Annotated in this window: 13 protein-coding genes and 1 pseudogene; 3 read left to right on the top strand and 11 right to left on the bottom strand. The window is 68.3% G+C overall.

Annotated elements, in window-relative coordinates; all coding sequences use genetic code 11:
- The 4 genes from QIT00_RS37965 to QIT00_RS37950 form a co-directional block, all read right to left on the bottom strand.
- Positions 1-240: hypothetical protein (locus QIT00_RS37965; protein WP_282540067.1), on the bottom strand; the 240-nt coding region annotated here is incomplete at its 3' end.
- Positions 237-890 (bottom strand): hypothetical protein, encoded by a 654-nt coding sequence (locus QIT00_RS37960; RefSeq protein WP_282540066.1) that lies wholly within the window; start codon positions 888-890, stop codon positions 237-239. The genes QIT00_RS37960 and QIT00_RS37965, both read right to left, overlap by 4 nt.
- 142 nt (positions 891-1,032) lie before the next feature.
- Positions 1,033-2,247, bottom strand: coding sequence for an MFS transporter (locus QIT00_RS37955; RefSeq protein WP_282540065.1), 1,215 nt, complete (start codon positions 2,245-2,247; stop codon positions 1,033-1,035).
- Between the two features lie 101 nt (positions 2,248-2,348).
- The gene (locus QIT00_RS37950) at positions 2,349-2,801 is read right to left on the bottom strand and encodes a carboxymuconolactone decarboxylase family protein (protein WP_282540064.1); all 453 of its coding nucleotides are present in this window, start codon (positions 2,799-2,801) and stop codon (positions 2,349-2,351) included.
- 47 nt (positions 2,802-2,848) lie between these two features.
- On the opposite strand from QIT00_RS37950, the gene pdxR reads away from it, so the two are divergent.
- Positions 2,849-4,363: a MocR-like pyridoxine biosynthesis transcription factor PdxR gene (pdxR, locus tag QIT00_RS37945; RefSeq protein WP_282540063.1), complete on the top strand. Its 1,515-nt coding sequence runs from the start codon at positions 2,849-2,851 to the stop codon at positions 4,361-4,363.
- Positions 4,364-4,376: 13 nt separating this feature from the next.
- Positions 4,377-5,903, top strand: coding sequence for a helicase associated domain-containing protein (locus tag QIT00_RS37940; RefSeq protein ID WP_282540062.1), 1,527 nt, complete (start codon positions 4,377-4,379; stop codon positions 5,901-5,903).
- Here the strand turns inward: QIT00_RS37940 and QIT00_RS38860 are convergent.
- From QIT00_RS38860 to QIT00_RS37920, 4 genes are all read right to left on the bottom strand, one after another.
- Positions 5,882-6,601: a GTP cyclohydrolase II gene (locus QIT00_RS38860; RefSeq protein WP_349017245.1), complete on the bottom strand. Its 720-nt coding sequence runs from the start codon at positions 6,599-6,601 to the stop codon at positions 5,882-5,884. The genes QIT00_RS37940 and QIT00_RS38860 overlap by 22 nt on opposite strands.
- A gap of 590 nt (positions 6,602-7,191) precedes the next feature.
- Positions 7,192-8,481, bottom strand: a complete 1,290-nt coding sequence (locus tag QIT00_RS37930; protein ID WP_282540061.1) for an MFS transporter — start codon at positions 8,479-8,481, stop codon at positions 7,192-7,194.
- Positions 8,478-10,427 carry a WD40 repeat domain-containing protein gene (locus QIT00_RS37925; protein ID WP_282540060.1) on the bottom strand — a complete coding sequence of 650 codons (1,950 nt, stop codon included), beginning with the start codon at positions 10,425-10,427 and terminating at the stop codon, positions 8,478-8,480. Before QIT00_RS37925 ends, QIT00_RS37930 begins: the two co-directional genes overlap by 4 nt.
- A gap of 357 nt (positions 10,428-10,784) precedes the next feature.
- The gene (locus QIT00_RS37920) at positions 10,785-11,342 is read right to left on the bottom strand and encodes an NADPH-dependent FMN reductase (protein ID WP_282540059.1); all 558 of its coding nucleotides are present in this window, start codon (positions 11,340-11,342) and stop codon (positions 10,785-10,787) included.
- On the opposite strand from QIT00_RS37920, the gene QIT00_RS37915 reads away from it, so the two are divergent.
- Positions 11,341-11,745, top strand: a complete 405-nt coding sequence (locus QIT00_RS37915; RefSeq protein WP_282540058.1) for a hypothetical protein — start codon at positions 11,341-11,343, stop codon at positions 11,743-11,745. The genes QIT00_RS37920 and QIT00_RS37915 overlap by 2 nt on opposite strands.
- A gap of 189 nt (positions 11,746-11,934) precedes the next feature.
- On the opposite strand, the gene QIT00_RS37910 is transcribed toward QIT00_RS37915, so the two are convergent.
- The 3 genes and pseudogenes from QIT00_RS37910 to QIT00_RS37900 form a co-directional block, all read right to left on the bottom strand.
- Positions 11,935-12,084, bottom strand: coding sequence for a hypothetical protein (locus tag QIT00_RS37910; RefSeq protein ID WP_282540057.1), 150 nt, complete (start codon positions 12,082-12,084; stop codon positions 11,935-11,937).
- A 7-nt stretch (positions 12,085-12,091) separates the two neighbouring features.
- Entirely contained in the window at positions 12,092-12,517 is a 426-nt protein-coding gene (locus tag QIT00_RS37905) for a hypothetical protein (protein ID WP_282540056.1), read from the bottom strand.
- A pseudogene (locus QIT00_RS37900) lies at positions 12,514-13,132 on the bottom strand (integrase); the annotation flags it as partial. The gene QIT00_RS37905 and the pseudogene QIT00_RS37900, both read right to left, overlap by 4 nt.

Genomic DNA, 13,132 nt, shown 5'->3' with positions numbered 1-13,132 from the left:
CTGGATGCCTTCGTGGAGTTGTTCCTGCGTCAGGTTGTCTCCGTACTTGTATAAGGCCCCTGCTGTCTTCAGTAGTTCGGAGGCCTTGTGGTATTCGGTCAGAAGCCGGTCGCGCTCGGCAGGGTCGATGGCGTTGTGCTGCTGGCCGCCGCGTGCCAGGGCTTCCTGGGCGGCCTCTGTCTGGGAGAGGCCTGGGGTGATGGGGCGGAAGAACGGAGGGATCGAGATGCTGACGTTCACTGCGTTCCTCCTGCTCGCCCCGTGGGGGGCGTGTTGATTGGGCTGTTCGTCGGCCTGAACCGGCGGCTTCTCGATTTCAGGGCCTTTTGCCCGAGGAGGGCGACGCCCAGGGCGAGCAGGAGCAGAACAGCGGTGACCACCGCCCCGACTGGGATGCTGTCCTGCGCGCGGTAAGTGTCGATGGTCGAGAAGCCCACGCCGGCGGCGCCTGCGATGAGCCCTGCGACGAGGACCCACAGGCCTTCCGGGTTGATCGTCCGGTAGACGTCCGCTCTGATCGCGGCGAGGTCCTGGGGGCGTGGGGGGACTTGTTGCAGTAGCGCAGGGGGCGGCCACGGCAGGGGCAGGCGTCGCATCACCAGCTTCCTGGCGCTCTGTCCGGTTCCCTGAAAGCAGTAGAGGTCGTAGCCGCGCTGCCTGCCGTACCAGACGATCTCTTCGATCGACATGCCGCTGCCGCTGCAGCGGACGACCACTTCGGGCCGGCCGTCGAAGGCGTGCATCACGTCGTACTGGCGCTGCTTGCGCAGTGCCCGCGTCCCCACGTGCTCACGCCGGAAGTCGACGAACGTCCAGACGATCAGGGCCAGCACGACGGCCATTGCTCCGATGAGGAGGAGTGGCATCAGCAGGGGTGTGGCGCTTTCCATGATTTCCTCAACGTGTGGTCACTGCTCGGCCGCCGCGGCGCCGTCCATCTCGGAGCCCGTCTCCCATGCCTCTTTGAAGGTTCTGCCGAGGAGAACCGCGGGGCCTACCAGGCCGCCGGCTGCGACCGCGCCCCCGACGGCCTCAAGGGCGACGAGGCCCGCCGCGAGCCCCGCCGGTCTTGCCGCCGAGCACGAGCAGCGTGACGATCGCGAGGCCACCGCCGATCCACAGGACGCTGGTGGTCGCAATGTGGTCGACCGCGAGGCCGCCGAAGAGGGCGCCGAGCGCGATGGACAGGTTGAACATCGACACGTACAGCGAGGAGGCGGCCTCGCTCGCGTCGGGTGCGGCGTTGAGGACCCAGGTCTGGAAGGTCACGGGCACGGCGCCGTAGCCCAGACCCCACAGGACGAGGATCGCCCCGGCCGTGAACGTGTTGGTGTCGGTCACGGCGAGCAGCACCAGGGCCGCGGTGATCACCACGGCGATGCCGAGGACGGTCTCCCGTATGCGCTTGACGATCAGGGAGCCAGCGATGAAGTTGCCGCAGATTCCGGCGACTCCGAAGGTGAGCAGCAGGGCGCCGATCAGGCTGCCGTCGATGCCGTCGCCGAGCAGGATCGGCCGCACGAAGGTGTACGCGATGAAGTGGCCGGTGATGACCAGGAACGTCATGGCGATGCCGACGCGCACGGCGGCGTTGGACTTGAAGACCTTGGGCAGGTCGGCGAAGGTGATCGACTGCTCGGGGCGCACCTTCGGCATCAGGAAGACCATGCAGGCCAGGGAGCTCAGGCCGAGGATGCCGACCGCCGCGAAGGCGCTGCGCCAGCCGCTGAGGTCACCCATGAGCGTGCCGGCGGGCACACCGAGGACGGAGGCGGTCTCGACGCCGCCGAAGATGACAGCGGTGGCGCGGGCGACGTGCTTTTCCGGCACCAGGCGCAGGGCGATGCCGCCGGCGAGGGACCAGAAGCCGCCGACACTGATGCCGATCAGGAAGCGGGCGACGAGGACGACGGTGAAGCTGGTGGCGAAGGCGGAGGCGAGGTTGGCCAGGCCCACGATGGCGATCAGCACGGCGAGCACCAGGCGCCGGTCGATCTTGCCGGTGGCCACCGTCACCAGGGGTGCCGATATGGCGGCGACGATGCCGGGCACGGTCACCATCAGGCCGACGGTGCCTTCGGACACGTCCAGGGCCGAGCCGATGGGGGTGAGGAGTCCCACGGGGAGCAGCTCGGAGGTCATCAGGGCGAAGATGCCAAGGGTCACGGCCAGGACGGCGAGCCATCCCTTGACTGCGGAGCGTTCGGTCTCGTCGGTCGGCGGTGGGGAAGCGTCGATGTCGGTCAAGGCAGGACCTTTCAATCGGTAAGGGGCTGTACGGGCATGCGAAGGGCGGTGGCCGTGCGGAGCGGGCCACCGCCCTTGGGGTTCTCAGGGATCCGTCCGTGTCAGAGGGTTCCGGGGGTCTTGCGGGTGGTGGCGTTCATGCGGTTCCAGGCGTTGACCGTGAAGATCAGCGCGATCAGCTGGGCCAGCTCCTTCTGCTCGAAGTGCTTCTCGGCCTCGGCGTACACCGCGTCCGCCACGCCTTTAGGCAGCACGGTGACCGCTTCGGTCAGCGCGAGCGCCGCCCGCTCCTTCTCGGTGAACAGACTCGACTCCTCCCAGGCGCTCAGCTGGTAGATGCGCTCCTCGCTCTCGCCCGCCTTACGGGCGTCGCCCGTGTGGTAGTCGATGCAGTACGCGCACTTGTTGACCTGCGAAGCACGGATCTGGACCAGCTCGACGAGCACGGGGTCGAGCCCGTCACGAGCGGCGGCGTCAAGCGCCAGCACAGCCTTGAAGACCTTCGGCGAGACCTGGGAGAAGTTCATGCGCTCGGGAACCTGGAAAGTTGTCATGTCAACGACCTTAGGTAGCCAAGCGCCCCTCGGTATGGTGCATTCCTGTGGCAGATTCATGGGGCAATTCACCGGAAGCGGGAGCCGAGCCCGGCACAGGTGCCGATCTCCATCTCGAACTCACGGGCCCGGGGAGCATCAGGGTGCAGCTGATGCGCGCGCTGCGGGAGGCGATCGGCTCGGGCAGGCTGGCCCCCGGCACCCGGCTGCCGCCCCACCGGACCCTGTCAGCCGACCTCGGCATCGCCCGCAACACCGTCGCCGACGCCTACGCGGAGCTGGTCGAGGAGGGCTGGCTGACCGCCAGGCAGGGCTCGGGGACAAGCGTCGCCAAGCGCGCCGCGCCGTTGGACCCGGGTCAGTTGCGGGCGCCGACCCGGCCGACCCGCCGGCTGCCCGCGTACGACCTGATGCCCAGCTCGCCCGATGCCGCCACCTTCCCCCGCACCGCCTGGCTGACCTCGACCCGCCGGGCCCTGGCCGCGGCCCCCAACGACGCCTTCGGCGTGGGCGATCCGCGCGGCCGCATCGAACTGCGTGAAGCGCTCGCGGAGTATCTGGCGCGGGCCCGCGGGGTCCGCACGGCGCCCGACCGGATCGTCATCTGCTCCGGGTTCGCGCACGCGCTTCGCCTGGTGTCCACGCTGCTTCGCGGGCCGATGGCGGTCGAGTCGTACGGCCTCGACTTCCACCGTGACCTCGTCACCGAGGCCGGTCTGCGCACCGTCCCGCTGACGGTCGACGATCGCGGAGCGAAGGTCGACGAGCTGTCCGCCGTCGACACCGGGGCAGTGCTCCTCACCCCGGCCCACCAGTTCCCCATCGGCGGGCCCCTGCACCACGACCGCAGGACGGCGGTCATCGACTGGGCAAGGTCGAGCGGCGGCGTGGTGCTCGAGGACGACTACGACGGCGAGTTCCGCTACGACCGCGAACCGATCGGCGCCGTCCAGGGGCTCGACCCTGACCGGGTCGTCTATCTCGGCTCGGCCAGCAAGAGCCTGTCGCCCGCGCTGCGGCTCGGCTGGATGGCGCTGCCCGGCTGGCTCGTCGACGACGTACTGGCCGTCAAGGGGCCCCGCGAGATGTGGTCGGGCGTCGTCGAGCAGCTCACGCTCGCCGACTTCATCGCCTGTGGCTCCTACGACCGGCATCTGCGCGGGATGCGCCACATCTACCGCCGGCGCAGGGACCAGCTCGCCGCCACGCTCGCCGCGCGGGCCCCGCACATCCGGGTAAGCGGAATCGCGGCGGGACTTCACGCCGTGCTCGAACTGCCCGACGGCACCGAGCAGGCCGCGCTGCGCGGCGCACGCCGCCAGGGCCTGGCCGTCGACGGCCTGAGCCCCTACCGGCACCCCGAGAGCGCCATGCCCCCACGGGACGGCCTGGTGATCGGCTACGGCACCCCGCCCGAGCACTCATTCACGGCGGCCCTCGAAGCGCTGTGCCTGGCGCTGCCCGACCCGCCGCAGGACGACGACCAAGAGCAGCCCCCACCCCGACGCGGCGGCGACCGCTTCGCGAAACCTGGGCGAGCGGTCACCCGACCGACGGCGTGAGCGGGACGGGCGTGTGCGCCGCATCATCTGGCAGGGCCGCAGCCACAAGAAACGCGGCCGCGGCATCGAGCGGATGCCGCTGTACACGCTTGGTGAACTCCAGCAGATGGCCCAGGAATGGGTCGCACTCGAGTACCAGCAGACCCCTGATGCGGGACTGCGCGACCCCTTCCGGCCGCACGTCGAGCTGTCCCCCAACGACATGTACGCCGCGCAGGTCGCCCGCAGCGGCTACCGGCCCGTGCCGCTCCCCCCTGCCCAAAACCGCTTCTTCCTGCTGCAGAAATGGGTCACCCCCGGCAAGGGCGGCTTCATGATCGACTACCGGACCTATCAGCCTGCCGCGATCTCCCCTGCCCCGCAGGCAAAACCAAATCCCACGACGATCACTACATCCCGAGATCATCACTATCCCTGCACGTCAGGACCGCTCCACCAACCGCAACCCCACGAGAGACCCGCCCCCAACCACACCACACCACAGACGCCCATCCCGAAACGATCACCACACCCCCAGGCCAACACGCCGATCCCCAGACCAACACCACACCCACCCAGTGATCACCACGGGATTTGTCTCAGCGGCATCGAGGCCTGCGCCCGGTACGTGAAAGAGACCGGCGCGGAGCAGTTGCGGGCGCCGTACGACTACGTCACCCCTGACGACTGGAGCCCGGCGGGGTTCCCGCTCGGGACGTGGCTCGCCACCCAGCGCAAGACCTACAAAGCCGGAGGCCTGGACGTCGAGCGGGTCGCCGAGCTCGATGCGTTGGGGATGGTGTGGTCGCACCAGGACGTCGCCTTCGAAGAAGGCCTCGCCGCCGCGCGTGAATGGGCCTCCGAGCACGGGCACTTCCTGCCCCCGGTCACCGCCGTGTGGAACGACTACCCCGTCGGGAACTGGGCCAAGAACCAGCGGGCCGCCGCGAAACTCGCCGACGAGGTCGAGGCGCGGCGCGCAGCCGGCCTGCCTGTCGAATCGGCGGCCGGGGCACTCACCCAGGAACGACGCGAAGCGTTGGAAGAGATCGATCCCGGCTGGTCCCCGGCCTGGGATGTGGGATGGCAACGCTGCTTCCGCCTGACCCAGGCGCATGTGGCCGGCGGCGGGAGCCTACCGACGGCTGTCGGTGAAGTGGTGGTTCAAGGCGAGGACCTGGGGCGGTGGGTGACCGCGCAGCGGTACGGCTTCGAGGAACTGCAGCCCGCCCAGCAGTGGCTGCTGGCAAACGTCCTCGGTCTTGAGGCGGCCGGGGACGAGGAGCGGCCCGTCAAGCGCACACAGGATCACAAGTGGATGCTCAACCTCGCTGCCGCCCGCCAATACCAGGCCCGCGAGGGGCACTTGAACGTCCCGAGGAAGCACGTCGAAGAGCTGTCTGTCGAGGAAGCCGGGCCCGCCGCTTCGGGGCGGGAGACCACCCCCGAGGGCATGGTGCCCGTGGCTTTGGGGATGTGGGTCGCGAACGTACGCAGACGCGCCACGAAGCTCACCGCAGAACGCCGTGGCGACCTCGATCAGCTGGGTATGCGCTGGTAGCCGCGGGCGTGGGTCAGTGTGCGGAGCCGAGCTTGCTGAAGGCCCAGCGGAGGACTTCTTCGTCGACGCGGGTGCGGCCGGTGCGTTTCAGGGCGGTGCGGCACGCCGCCGGATTCGTCGATCAGCCGGATGGCCTCGTGCAGTTGTGGTCCGCAGTCGCACCGCGCGGAGCCGAAGGCATCTCCGGTCAGGCACTCCGAGTGCAACCGGACCAGGGGCGCGGCGGCGTTCTTGGCTCCCAGTCGGATCGCCAGGTGTTCGCGTCCGTCGGCCAGTCCGTCGAAGGTCAGCACCTGCGCGTCAACGATCTGCCCGGCGCCGGCCTCCAGCGGTATCCGTACCCGGGTACGGAGTGAGATGTCCGCTGGGTGCGACGGCGACGCCGTGGTGGCCCGCTGACAGGGCGATTGCGTCATGCTTGATGGTTCGGTGGCACTTCGCATGAAATCCTTCTTTGTCCGTGTCTGGCTGTTTGATGCCGGCGAGACCGGTCCGGAGACCGGAGCCCAGTCAGGTCGAGTGCGGATCGGGTGCCACAGGCCGTGATCAGATCTCGTTGCGCACGCAACGGCGAACGGCTTGCGGATCATGGCGGGACCTTCTTCTTTGCCGAGCGGGTAGACCGGCGGCGCAGGCGCGACGGGTTCGGCCCGGTCGGATTCGAGTGCTCCGGCTGGTGAACCGTTGGCCTTCGCCATGGCCAGAACTCTGTCCGGCCGAGATTCCGCAGAGATTCCCTCCGGGTTCCTCAACCGTCCGCCCTGTCACGTGACGGCATACGGGCGGGGCGGCCGCGACCTGTAGCTCGCCTTCGGTGTAGGCGTGCACCGGTCGGGCGGGCTGGCTCCGAGTCCGTGCCGCGACCGTCACCCCGCCGCGGCTCGACTGTCAGGTCATCCGCGAGTGAGATCCGCAGCGTCGCGGGCCATCGCCCCCAGTCGGCTGTACGCTCCCGACAGTCGACAGCCCGAGCAGATGCTGGCGCGAGGACTTCGGTCCTCACGCGGACCGTCGCCCGCCCCTCTGCGCCCTCTGGACCGCTTCTCAGCACCCCGTGGAACGACAGCGCCCCAGGCACGACAAAAGACCTGCCTGGTCACATTCACCAGGCAGGTCTTTGTTCCACGCGGTACCCATGGCGTCCGGCTCGTAGCGGAATGGCCGCCGGTCCGGCCCGCGCTGCGGTTGCCGCTACTGGGACGTGAACCCCCGTCAAGTCAGAGCCGCTCACGGCGCGACAATCACCTCGACGTCCATGGCGGCCGGGCTTCCTGTCCCACGGCGACGTCTATCGGCCCGAGGCCGGCGAGGCCGGCCCGGAGCCCTGAGCCCAGTCGGCTCGGGAGCGGAGCAGGTGCCACAGACCGAGGGAGGTGGCCAAGCCCAGGACCAGGAATGCGCCCCGTGTCCCGCCGGCGTCCGTCAGCAAGGGGGCGATGACGGGGGACAGCAGTGCTGCCGCGCCGGTGATCAGCCACATCAGTCCCGACGCCCGCCCTAGGACCGCCTCGGGGAGGTATTTGACGCGCATCATCACCACGGTGCTGAGCACCGCTCCCTGGCCGATCCCACCGAGAGCGAGGGCGACGAGGAAGACGGGCCAGGAGGGCACGGACAGCAACAGGAGCGAGGCGGTGCGGACCGCCATGCCGAAACTGAGGGCAACCCACGGGCGCAGGCGCTTGATCTGGGTGACCATCAGGTTCCCGACGAGCATGGAGGCGTTCATGACGGTCAGTGCGACGCTCGCCGTGCCGTCAGACTGCTGCCAGGTATGGGTGAGAGAGAACACCACCAAAGTGGTGAGACCCGCACCGCAGGTGATGCCGATGACGAGCTGCACAATGAGCATGCCGAAGATCCGGCGGTCCTCGACGATCGCTCTCCAGCCCTGCGAGAGCTTCCAGTTGTGTCCCTTGCCACGGTTCACGCGGCTGACCCGTGGCGGGTGCACACCCGCCAGCCAGACCGCGATCGGGGCGAAGAACGTCGCCAGGTTCAGCCACAGCAGTCCCGAGTACCCCATGAAGGGCAGGCATCCGGCGACCAGCACTGGACCGATCAGGGTCGTGGCGAAGAAGAGGCTGTTCAGCATCCCGCGGGCACGTACTGGTGTGTCCGGAAACATCCGGGGCACGCCGGTCATCCAACCGGTCCGGTATGCCGCGGCTCCCACCGCGACCAGGAGTGTACAGATGCACAGCGAGGCCGTGGATGCCGCCCCCGACTGCAGGAGCAGATTCATCACCAGGGCCGAGGCCGCCTGCAGCAGGAGGCCGGGAACGACCAGCACACGAGACCCCCACCTGTCGGCCACCGACCCGAGGGAGGGCGCCAGGAGCATGGCGAGGGGAACCGCTGCGGCCAGCGCCGTCATGATTCCCAGCGAGCCGGTGAGCCGATAGGCCAGCAAGGGTAGCGCCGTGGCGTACATCGCTTCGCCGATGTTGTTGATGCCGTTGCCCACGGCGAACACCACAAAGCGCCGATTGCGCAGTGGTGAGGCTTCACTCATCACGTCGGTGTCCAGGACACGTGCCTTGTTGCCGGCTTCAGGGACTACGGAGCTCGACTTCATGCCGGTCCTGGGCCGTTCCGCACACCAGTCACCATGGGCTCGGTGTTCTCGGTGTTCTCCGCGTTGGGATAGTCGCCGGTGGCATTGGGCAGCCAGAGATCACGCACGGCGGTGAGTACTCCACTGGTCCGTGAGCGATCCAGTCGGTAGAGCCGGACGAATCCGCCGCGTCCGCCGACCACCACATACGCTGCCCCGTCGACCCCTCGCAGCGCCGCCATGCCCTTCGGGAAATCGGGCAGGTCTTCATTCAGGGCGAGCAGTTCACCGGAGGCATGATCGTAGGCGGCGATCTGCAGCCCGTAGGTGATGGCACACAAGATGCCGTCTACCACGACGCAGTTCTCGCCGGTGTTATCCAGGAGCTCGGTGAAGCGCTGGTCCAGCTTGTCGCTGCCGATCTCGAATTCTTTGAATCCGCCGCCGCCGGTGGCCACCACGCGATTTCCATGGACCAGAAGCCGCTTGGGATAGCTGCCCAGTTCCGTGGCCCAAGTGACCTCGCCCTCGGCGGAGTAGGCGGTCAGCGCACCATTGCGGGTGGCGATCAGCCGCCGCCCGTCAGGAAGATAGGAACTGGCCCAGGCACTCGCGGGCAGATCATCGATCCGTGAGAGTTCCCGCCCGGTTGTCGCATCAAGTTCCAGGGCACCCGCGTTGCAGGCCACGAGGATCCGGCTGCCGTCCGGTGAGGCGCTCAGGGTGTGCGCGATGCCGGGCATCTGCCGTTCCCATAGGACGCGCCCACTGCCGGCGACTCGGCGCACCGTCCGCGGCCAGCAGACGCCGGCCCAGCCGTCATCGAAGGTCACCACGCGTCGCGTGAACCCGCGGCCTGTGCTCTGTTGGTCCGTGATGACGAGGCCAGGGTGGCCGGGCGCCTGCTCCACGAGCCGCAGCACGGCGGTTCCGTCGTCGGTCGCGGCCAGCAGAGCCTGGTCGTCGTCCGGCACCGGCTGCAGGTCCCATACACACTGTCGCTCGTATCCAAGCCGGCCGCGCACGGTACCGTCGGCCTTCAGAGCGGTGACCTCGCCGTCCTGGGTGAGGGTGTAGACATCGCCGTGTTCGTCCACGGTGATGTCGATGATCTGGTGGCTGAAGCCTCCGACGCGCTTGGTCACGCGCAGTTTCGCTTCGGTGTTGTCGAAGACGAGCAACTGGCCGTCGAAGCCGCCGACATACGCTGTGCCGAAGTCCGGTGAGAAGGCGAGTCCTTCGACGTCGTTGACCGCGATGTCGAGACGCTCGCCGATCGTGCCGTCGAGGTCCAGCGTGATGACACCATTGCTGATATTGCGTGTCTCGCCGATGCCCGCATCGCCAAGAGCCCACAGGCGGTGATGACGCCCGTCGTAGACGACCCTGTGCACGTTGGACGTGTCCACCTGAACAACGCTGGGGAAGGACAGGTCCTCCAGGGACCCGAGATGAATCCGGCCGTGGCGGTCCGCGACGGCGTGCACTCCGGGCGCGTCCGTGCAGAACCACTCAAGCATGTCGTACCCATGGGGCCAGGGGACGATTCGCTCCACGGTGAAGTCCTCCAGATTGATGACTACGACCTGGAAGTACCCGTTGTTCAGGTAGGCCTTGCCCTGCCATATGCCGATTCCGCGGAGCATCGTCGGGGCCGGCTGCTCGCCTTCGAGGAGCAGAGCGACGTCGGCTGTGGCAGCCGCGTCCAACCGGTCCGCGAGACGCAGTGTGTCCGCGTGCCAGCGGGAGATGGTCCCCACTTTGTCACGCGTGATGATCCAGTCGCCGTGGAAGGCCACCGCGTAGACGGGGTCCCCGATGGGGTCCTGGGCAGGGGCAGAAGTGTTCGAAGAGGCCACCACGTTGAGATCGCGGTCCAGCCAGTGCAGTCCACCGCGGGCGTCGGCGCCCAGGAGGCCGCGCCCCGGACAGCTCAGTATGCGGGTCAGGCGTTCAAGATTCGGCATGGCGGGGTCTCCTGTTCAATACGTTTGCCAAGCCCGGGGAGGAAGGGCGCGCCTTCCTCCCCGGGAGGCTGTGTGTCATCAGATCTCGTTGCGCACGAAGCGGCGGACGATCTTGGTCATGCGGGTCACCCCCTTCCGGTCGGACGGGTGTGGAGAGAACGCCACCTGCATCCCTTGGGAGGTTGCTGGTGATCAGATCTCGTTGCGCACGTAGCGGCGAACCGGCTTGCGGGTCATGGTTGTTCCTCCTCTCGGTGTTGGGGGTGGCCGGGTCGAAGCGGATGCCTGACTCGGTGCCCGCTCGCGCCGTGTGCGCCGGTGGCGCCGGTGGCGTTGTGAGCGGGCTGGTTAGTGGGCTCAACCGGCCTGGCTGAGCGCGGGTTGACGGCTCAGGGTGGTCAGGGTGGCGTCGACCAGGCCGTCGAGGGCAGCGACTACGGAGGGACGCAGGAACGTCCCGGCGGCGCTGATCATCTCCTCGCCTGCCGTGATGGCCACCTTGGGATGGGCGACCGGGAACGCGCCGGCCCGCTCGAGCACCCGCAGCAGCTCCGGCTGCGCATCGGCACCGCCTGTGCGGCCGGTCGACGCGGTCAGCACCGCAACCGGCTTGCCAGTCAACGCACTTGCACCCCAGGGGCGCGAGAGCCAGTCCAGTGCGTTCTTCAGCACGCCGCTCATCGCGCCGTTGTACGAAGGCGTGCTGATGATCAGTGCATCCGCGGCGCTCACCACCCCACGCGCCGTGCACACCGCATCCGGGCCTGGTCCCCGGTCCGCGTTCTGGTCGTAGTACGGCAGAGCGGTCAGGTCCAGCCCAGGCGTGGCGAAGGAGCCGTGGCGGCGCCCGAGAATCTCCCGCACCGTGCACAGCGCCGCGGTGTTCAGCGACCCGTCCCGGACACTGCCCGACATGAGGACAATCCTCGCCATCTCGGTACTCCTCCTGTTCACGGCCCCCCGACCCGTCGAGCCGGTGGCCTTCGCCGTGATCACGACCCTGCCCGCACGAGATTCCGCAGACATTCCCCACACATTCCTCAGCCGTTCCACGCCCTATGGCATCCCGCTGTCTCCTCACGGCATTGGCCGGCGCGCGTGGTGGCTGCTCCCGCCCGAACTCGGTGACGAGTTGGACGAGGTGCCGCACCTCACCGTCCACCCGGCCAGCTGGCGCCTCGCCTGTCCACCGGTCCTCGGCGCGGCCAACGGACGGGTGTGGCTGGAACGCCCCGACGGCACCGGCCGTCTCACTGATCCCACCGCGCTCAGCACGGCACTCGCCCCGGACAGTGGTGCGAACGGAGGCCCGGCGTGATCTGCGCACGATGCGACCAGCCCATCCGCCGCGGCGAGGAATACGAGGACTGGGCCAAGTTCAGCGCCTCCGGGGCCGGCGCCTCGATGCCCGTCCACACAGAGCCCTGCCCGCAGCCCGTGAGCTTCAGCCATGTGGAGCGAGGGCCGACTCGGGCCGAGCGGGGTTGACCGTCGCGGTTCCCACCAGCTAGCCGGCCCATGTGACGGCGAGGACGTACAGGTGCGCACCGGGGCGGTTGACGGTGTAGACGACGGTGAGCGGGCCGACTTCGGCGCGGCGTACGTCCTCGCCCTCGGGGTCGGTTTCTCCGTCAAGTTCAGCGTGTTGAAGATTCACTGGACGCTCAGCGAAGTGAAGGAGCAGGGTGGGGCTGGGTCGGCAGGGCCCTGATCCTTGGCTCCTGCAGTGCGGCCTGCTGGCGGAGTTGACGGTTCTCCATCTGGGCCTGGTGCAGTGCTCGGACGAGGATCTCGTTGGCGTTCTTGAGTTCCTCGATCTCTTTGAGATGCTCGGCATGCTGCTCCTTGAGTTTCACCACTCGAGCACGGAGTCGCTTCTCGCTGTCGGGGATCTCTCCGCGGGCGCGGACGTGTTCGTAGAACTCGTTCTTCAGATCCTGGTGTCGTTGGGTCAGGGCATTGCGGGGAACACCTGCTTCGGTCGCCAGGGCGACGACGGTCAGGGCTCCGTTGGAGTTGACGGACGAGCCGCTAAGGATGCGGTCCATGGCCGCGCGGATGCGGTCGCGTTCGTCGATGGCAGGGGTCATGCGGAGGCCTCCGGCACGGTGATGCGGTCGCGGTGGTGCTTCTCGGCAAGATCTCGGAGGCGTTGAGCCCGGGCCTGCAGCCGGTGCGCCAGGGGGACGGGGACGAGATCGACGGACTGCTTCTCCAGCACTTCCGCCTGGGCGATGAGCTGGTCGGCGTGGTGGTCAGTCCGGGTGACGTTCGCGCAGGTGGGCTGGCAGCGGTCCAGGGTGGGTGCGTCACGACGGTCGGCGAGCCGATGGCAGAGCGCCTTCTCCCGGTTGTAGACACACATCAGGTAGGCGTGCGGGTTGTCGTGGACGGCCAAGGATGTGTCCTCCAGAACGGCGCGGGCGGCCCGGACTGTGAAGACGGTGCCGACGAAGGCGGGGGCCTGGTTGGCGGCGTGGATCGCGCGTCGTGCGGCAGGGCCGGAGATGCCGATGCCGTCGGCGAGGTCGGCGTGGAGGGTGGTGAGGGTGTCCGCGGTGGCGCGGGCGGTCTCGACGTCGAGGAGCTGGTGGATGCCGTCTCGACTGCGGGAGGCGTATCCGGAGCTGATGGATGTGCGTAGATGGCCGTACTGAATCGCGAGGGCGACCAGCCCGCCGGGACGGCGGGCGATATGCCAGGCA

The sequence above is a fragment of the Streptomyces luteolus genome (assembly GCF_029968015.1).
Classification (GTDB): Bacteria; Actinomycetota; Actinomycetes; order Streptomycetales; family Streptomycetaceae; genus Streptomyces; species Streptomyces luteolus.
Note: the sequence above shows the minus strand (reverse complement) of the source record. Positions and strands in the feature narration are given on the sequence as shown.

Excerpts from the sequence above, each read along its gene's own strand:
- QIT00_RS37925 (WP_282540060.1), bottom strand. The coding sequence starts at position 10,427 with ATGCCGAATCTTGAACGCCTGACCCGCATACTGAGCTGTCCGGGGCGC.
- QIT00_RS38860 (WP_349017245.1), bottom strand. The coding sequence starts at position 6,601 with ATGGCGAAGGCCAACGGTTCACCAGCCGGAGCACTCGAATCCGACCGG.
- QIT00_RS37920 (WP_282540059.1), bottom strand. The coding sequence starts at position 11,342 with ATGTCGGGCAGTGTCCGGGACGGGTCGCTGAACACCGCGGCGCTGTGC.
- QIT00_RS37960 (WP_282540066.1), bottom strand. The coding sequence starts at position 890 with ATGGAAAGCGCCACACCCCTGCTGATGCCACTCCTCCTCATCGGAGCA.
- QIT00_RS37930 (WP_282540061.1), bottom strand. The coding sequence starts at position 8,481 with ATGAAGTCGAGCTCCGTAGTCCCTGAAGCCGGCAACAAGGCACGTGTC.
- QIT00_RS37915 (WP_282540058.1), top strand. The coding sequence starts at position 11,341 with ATGAGGACAATCCTCGCCATCTCGGTACTCCTCCTGTTCACGGCCCCC.
- QIT00_RS37905 (WP_282540056.1), bottom strand. The coding sequence starts at position 12,517 with ATGACCCCTGCCATCGACGAACGCGACCGCATCCGCGCGGCCATGGAC.
- QIT00_RS37950 (WP_282540064.1), bottom strand. The coding sequence starts at position 2,801 with ATGACAACTTTCCAGGTTCCCGAGCGCATGAACTTCTCCCAGGTCTCG.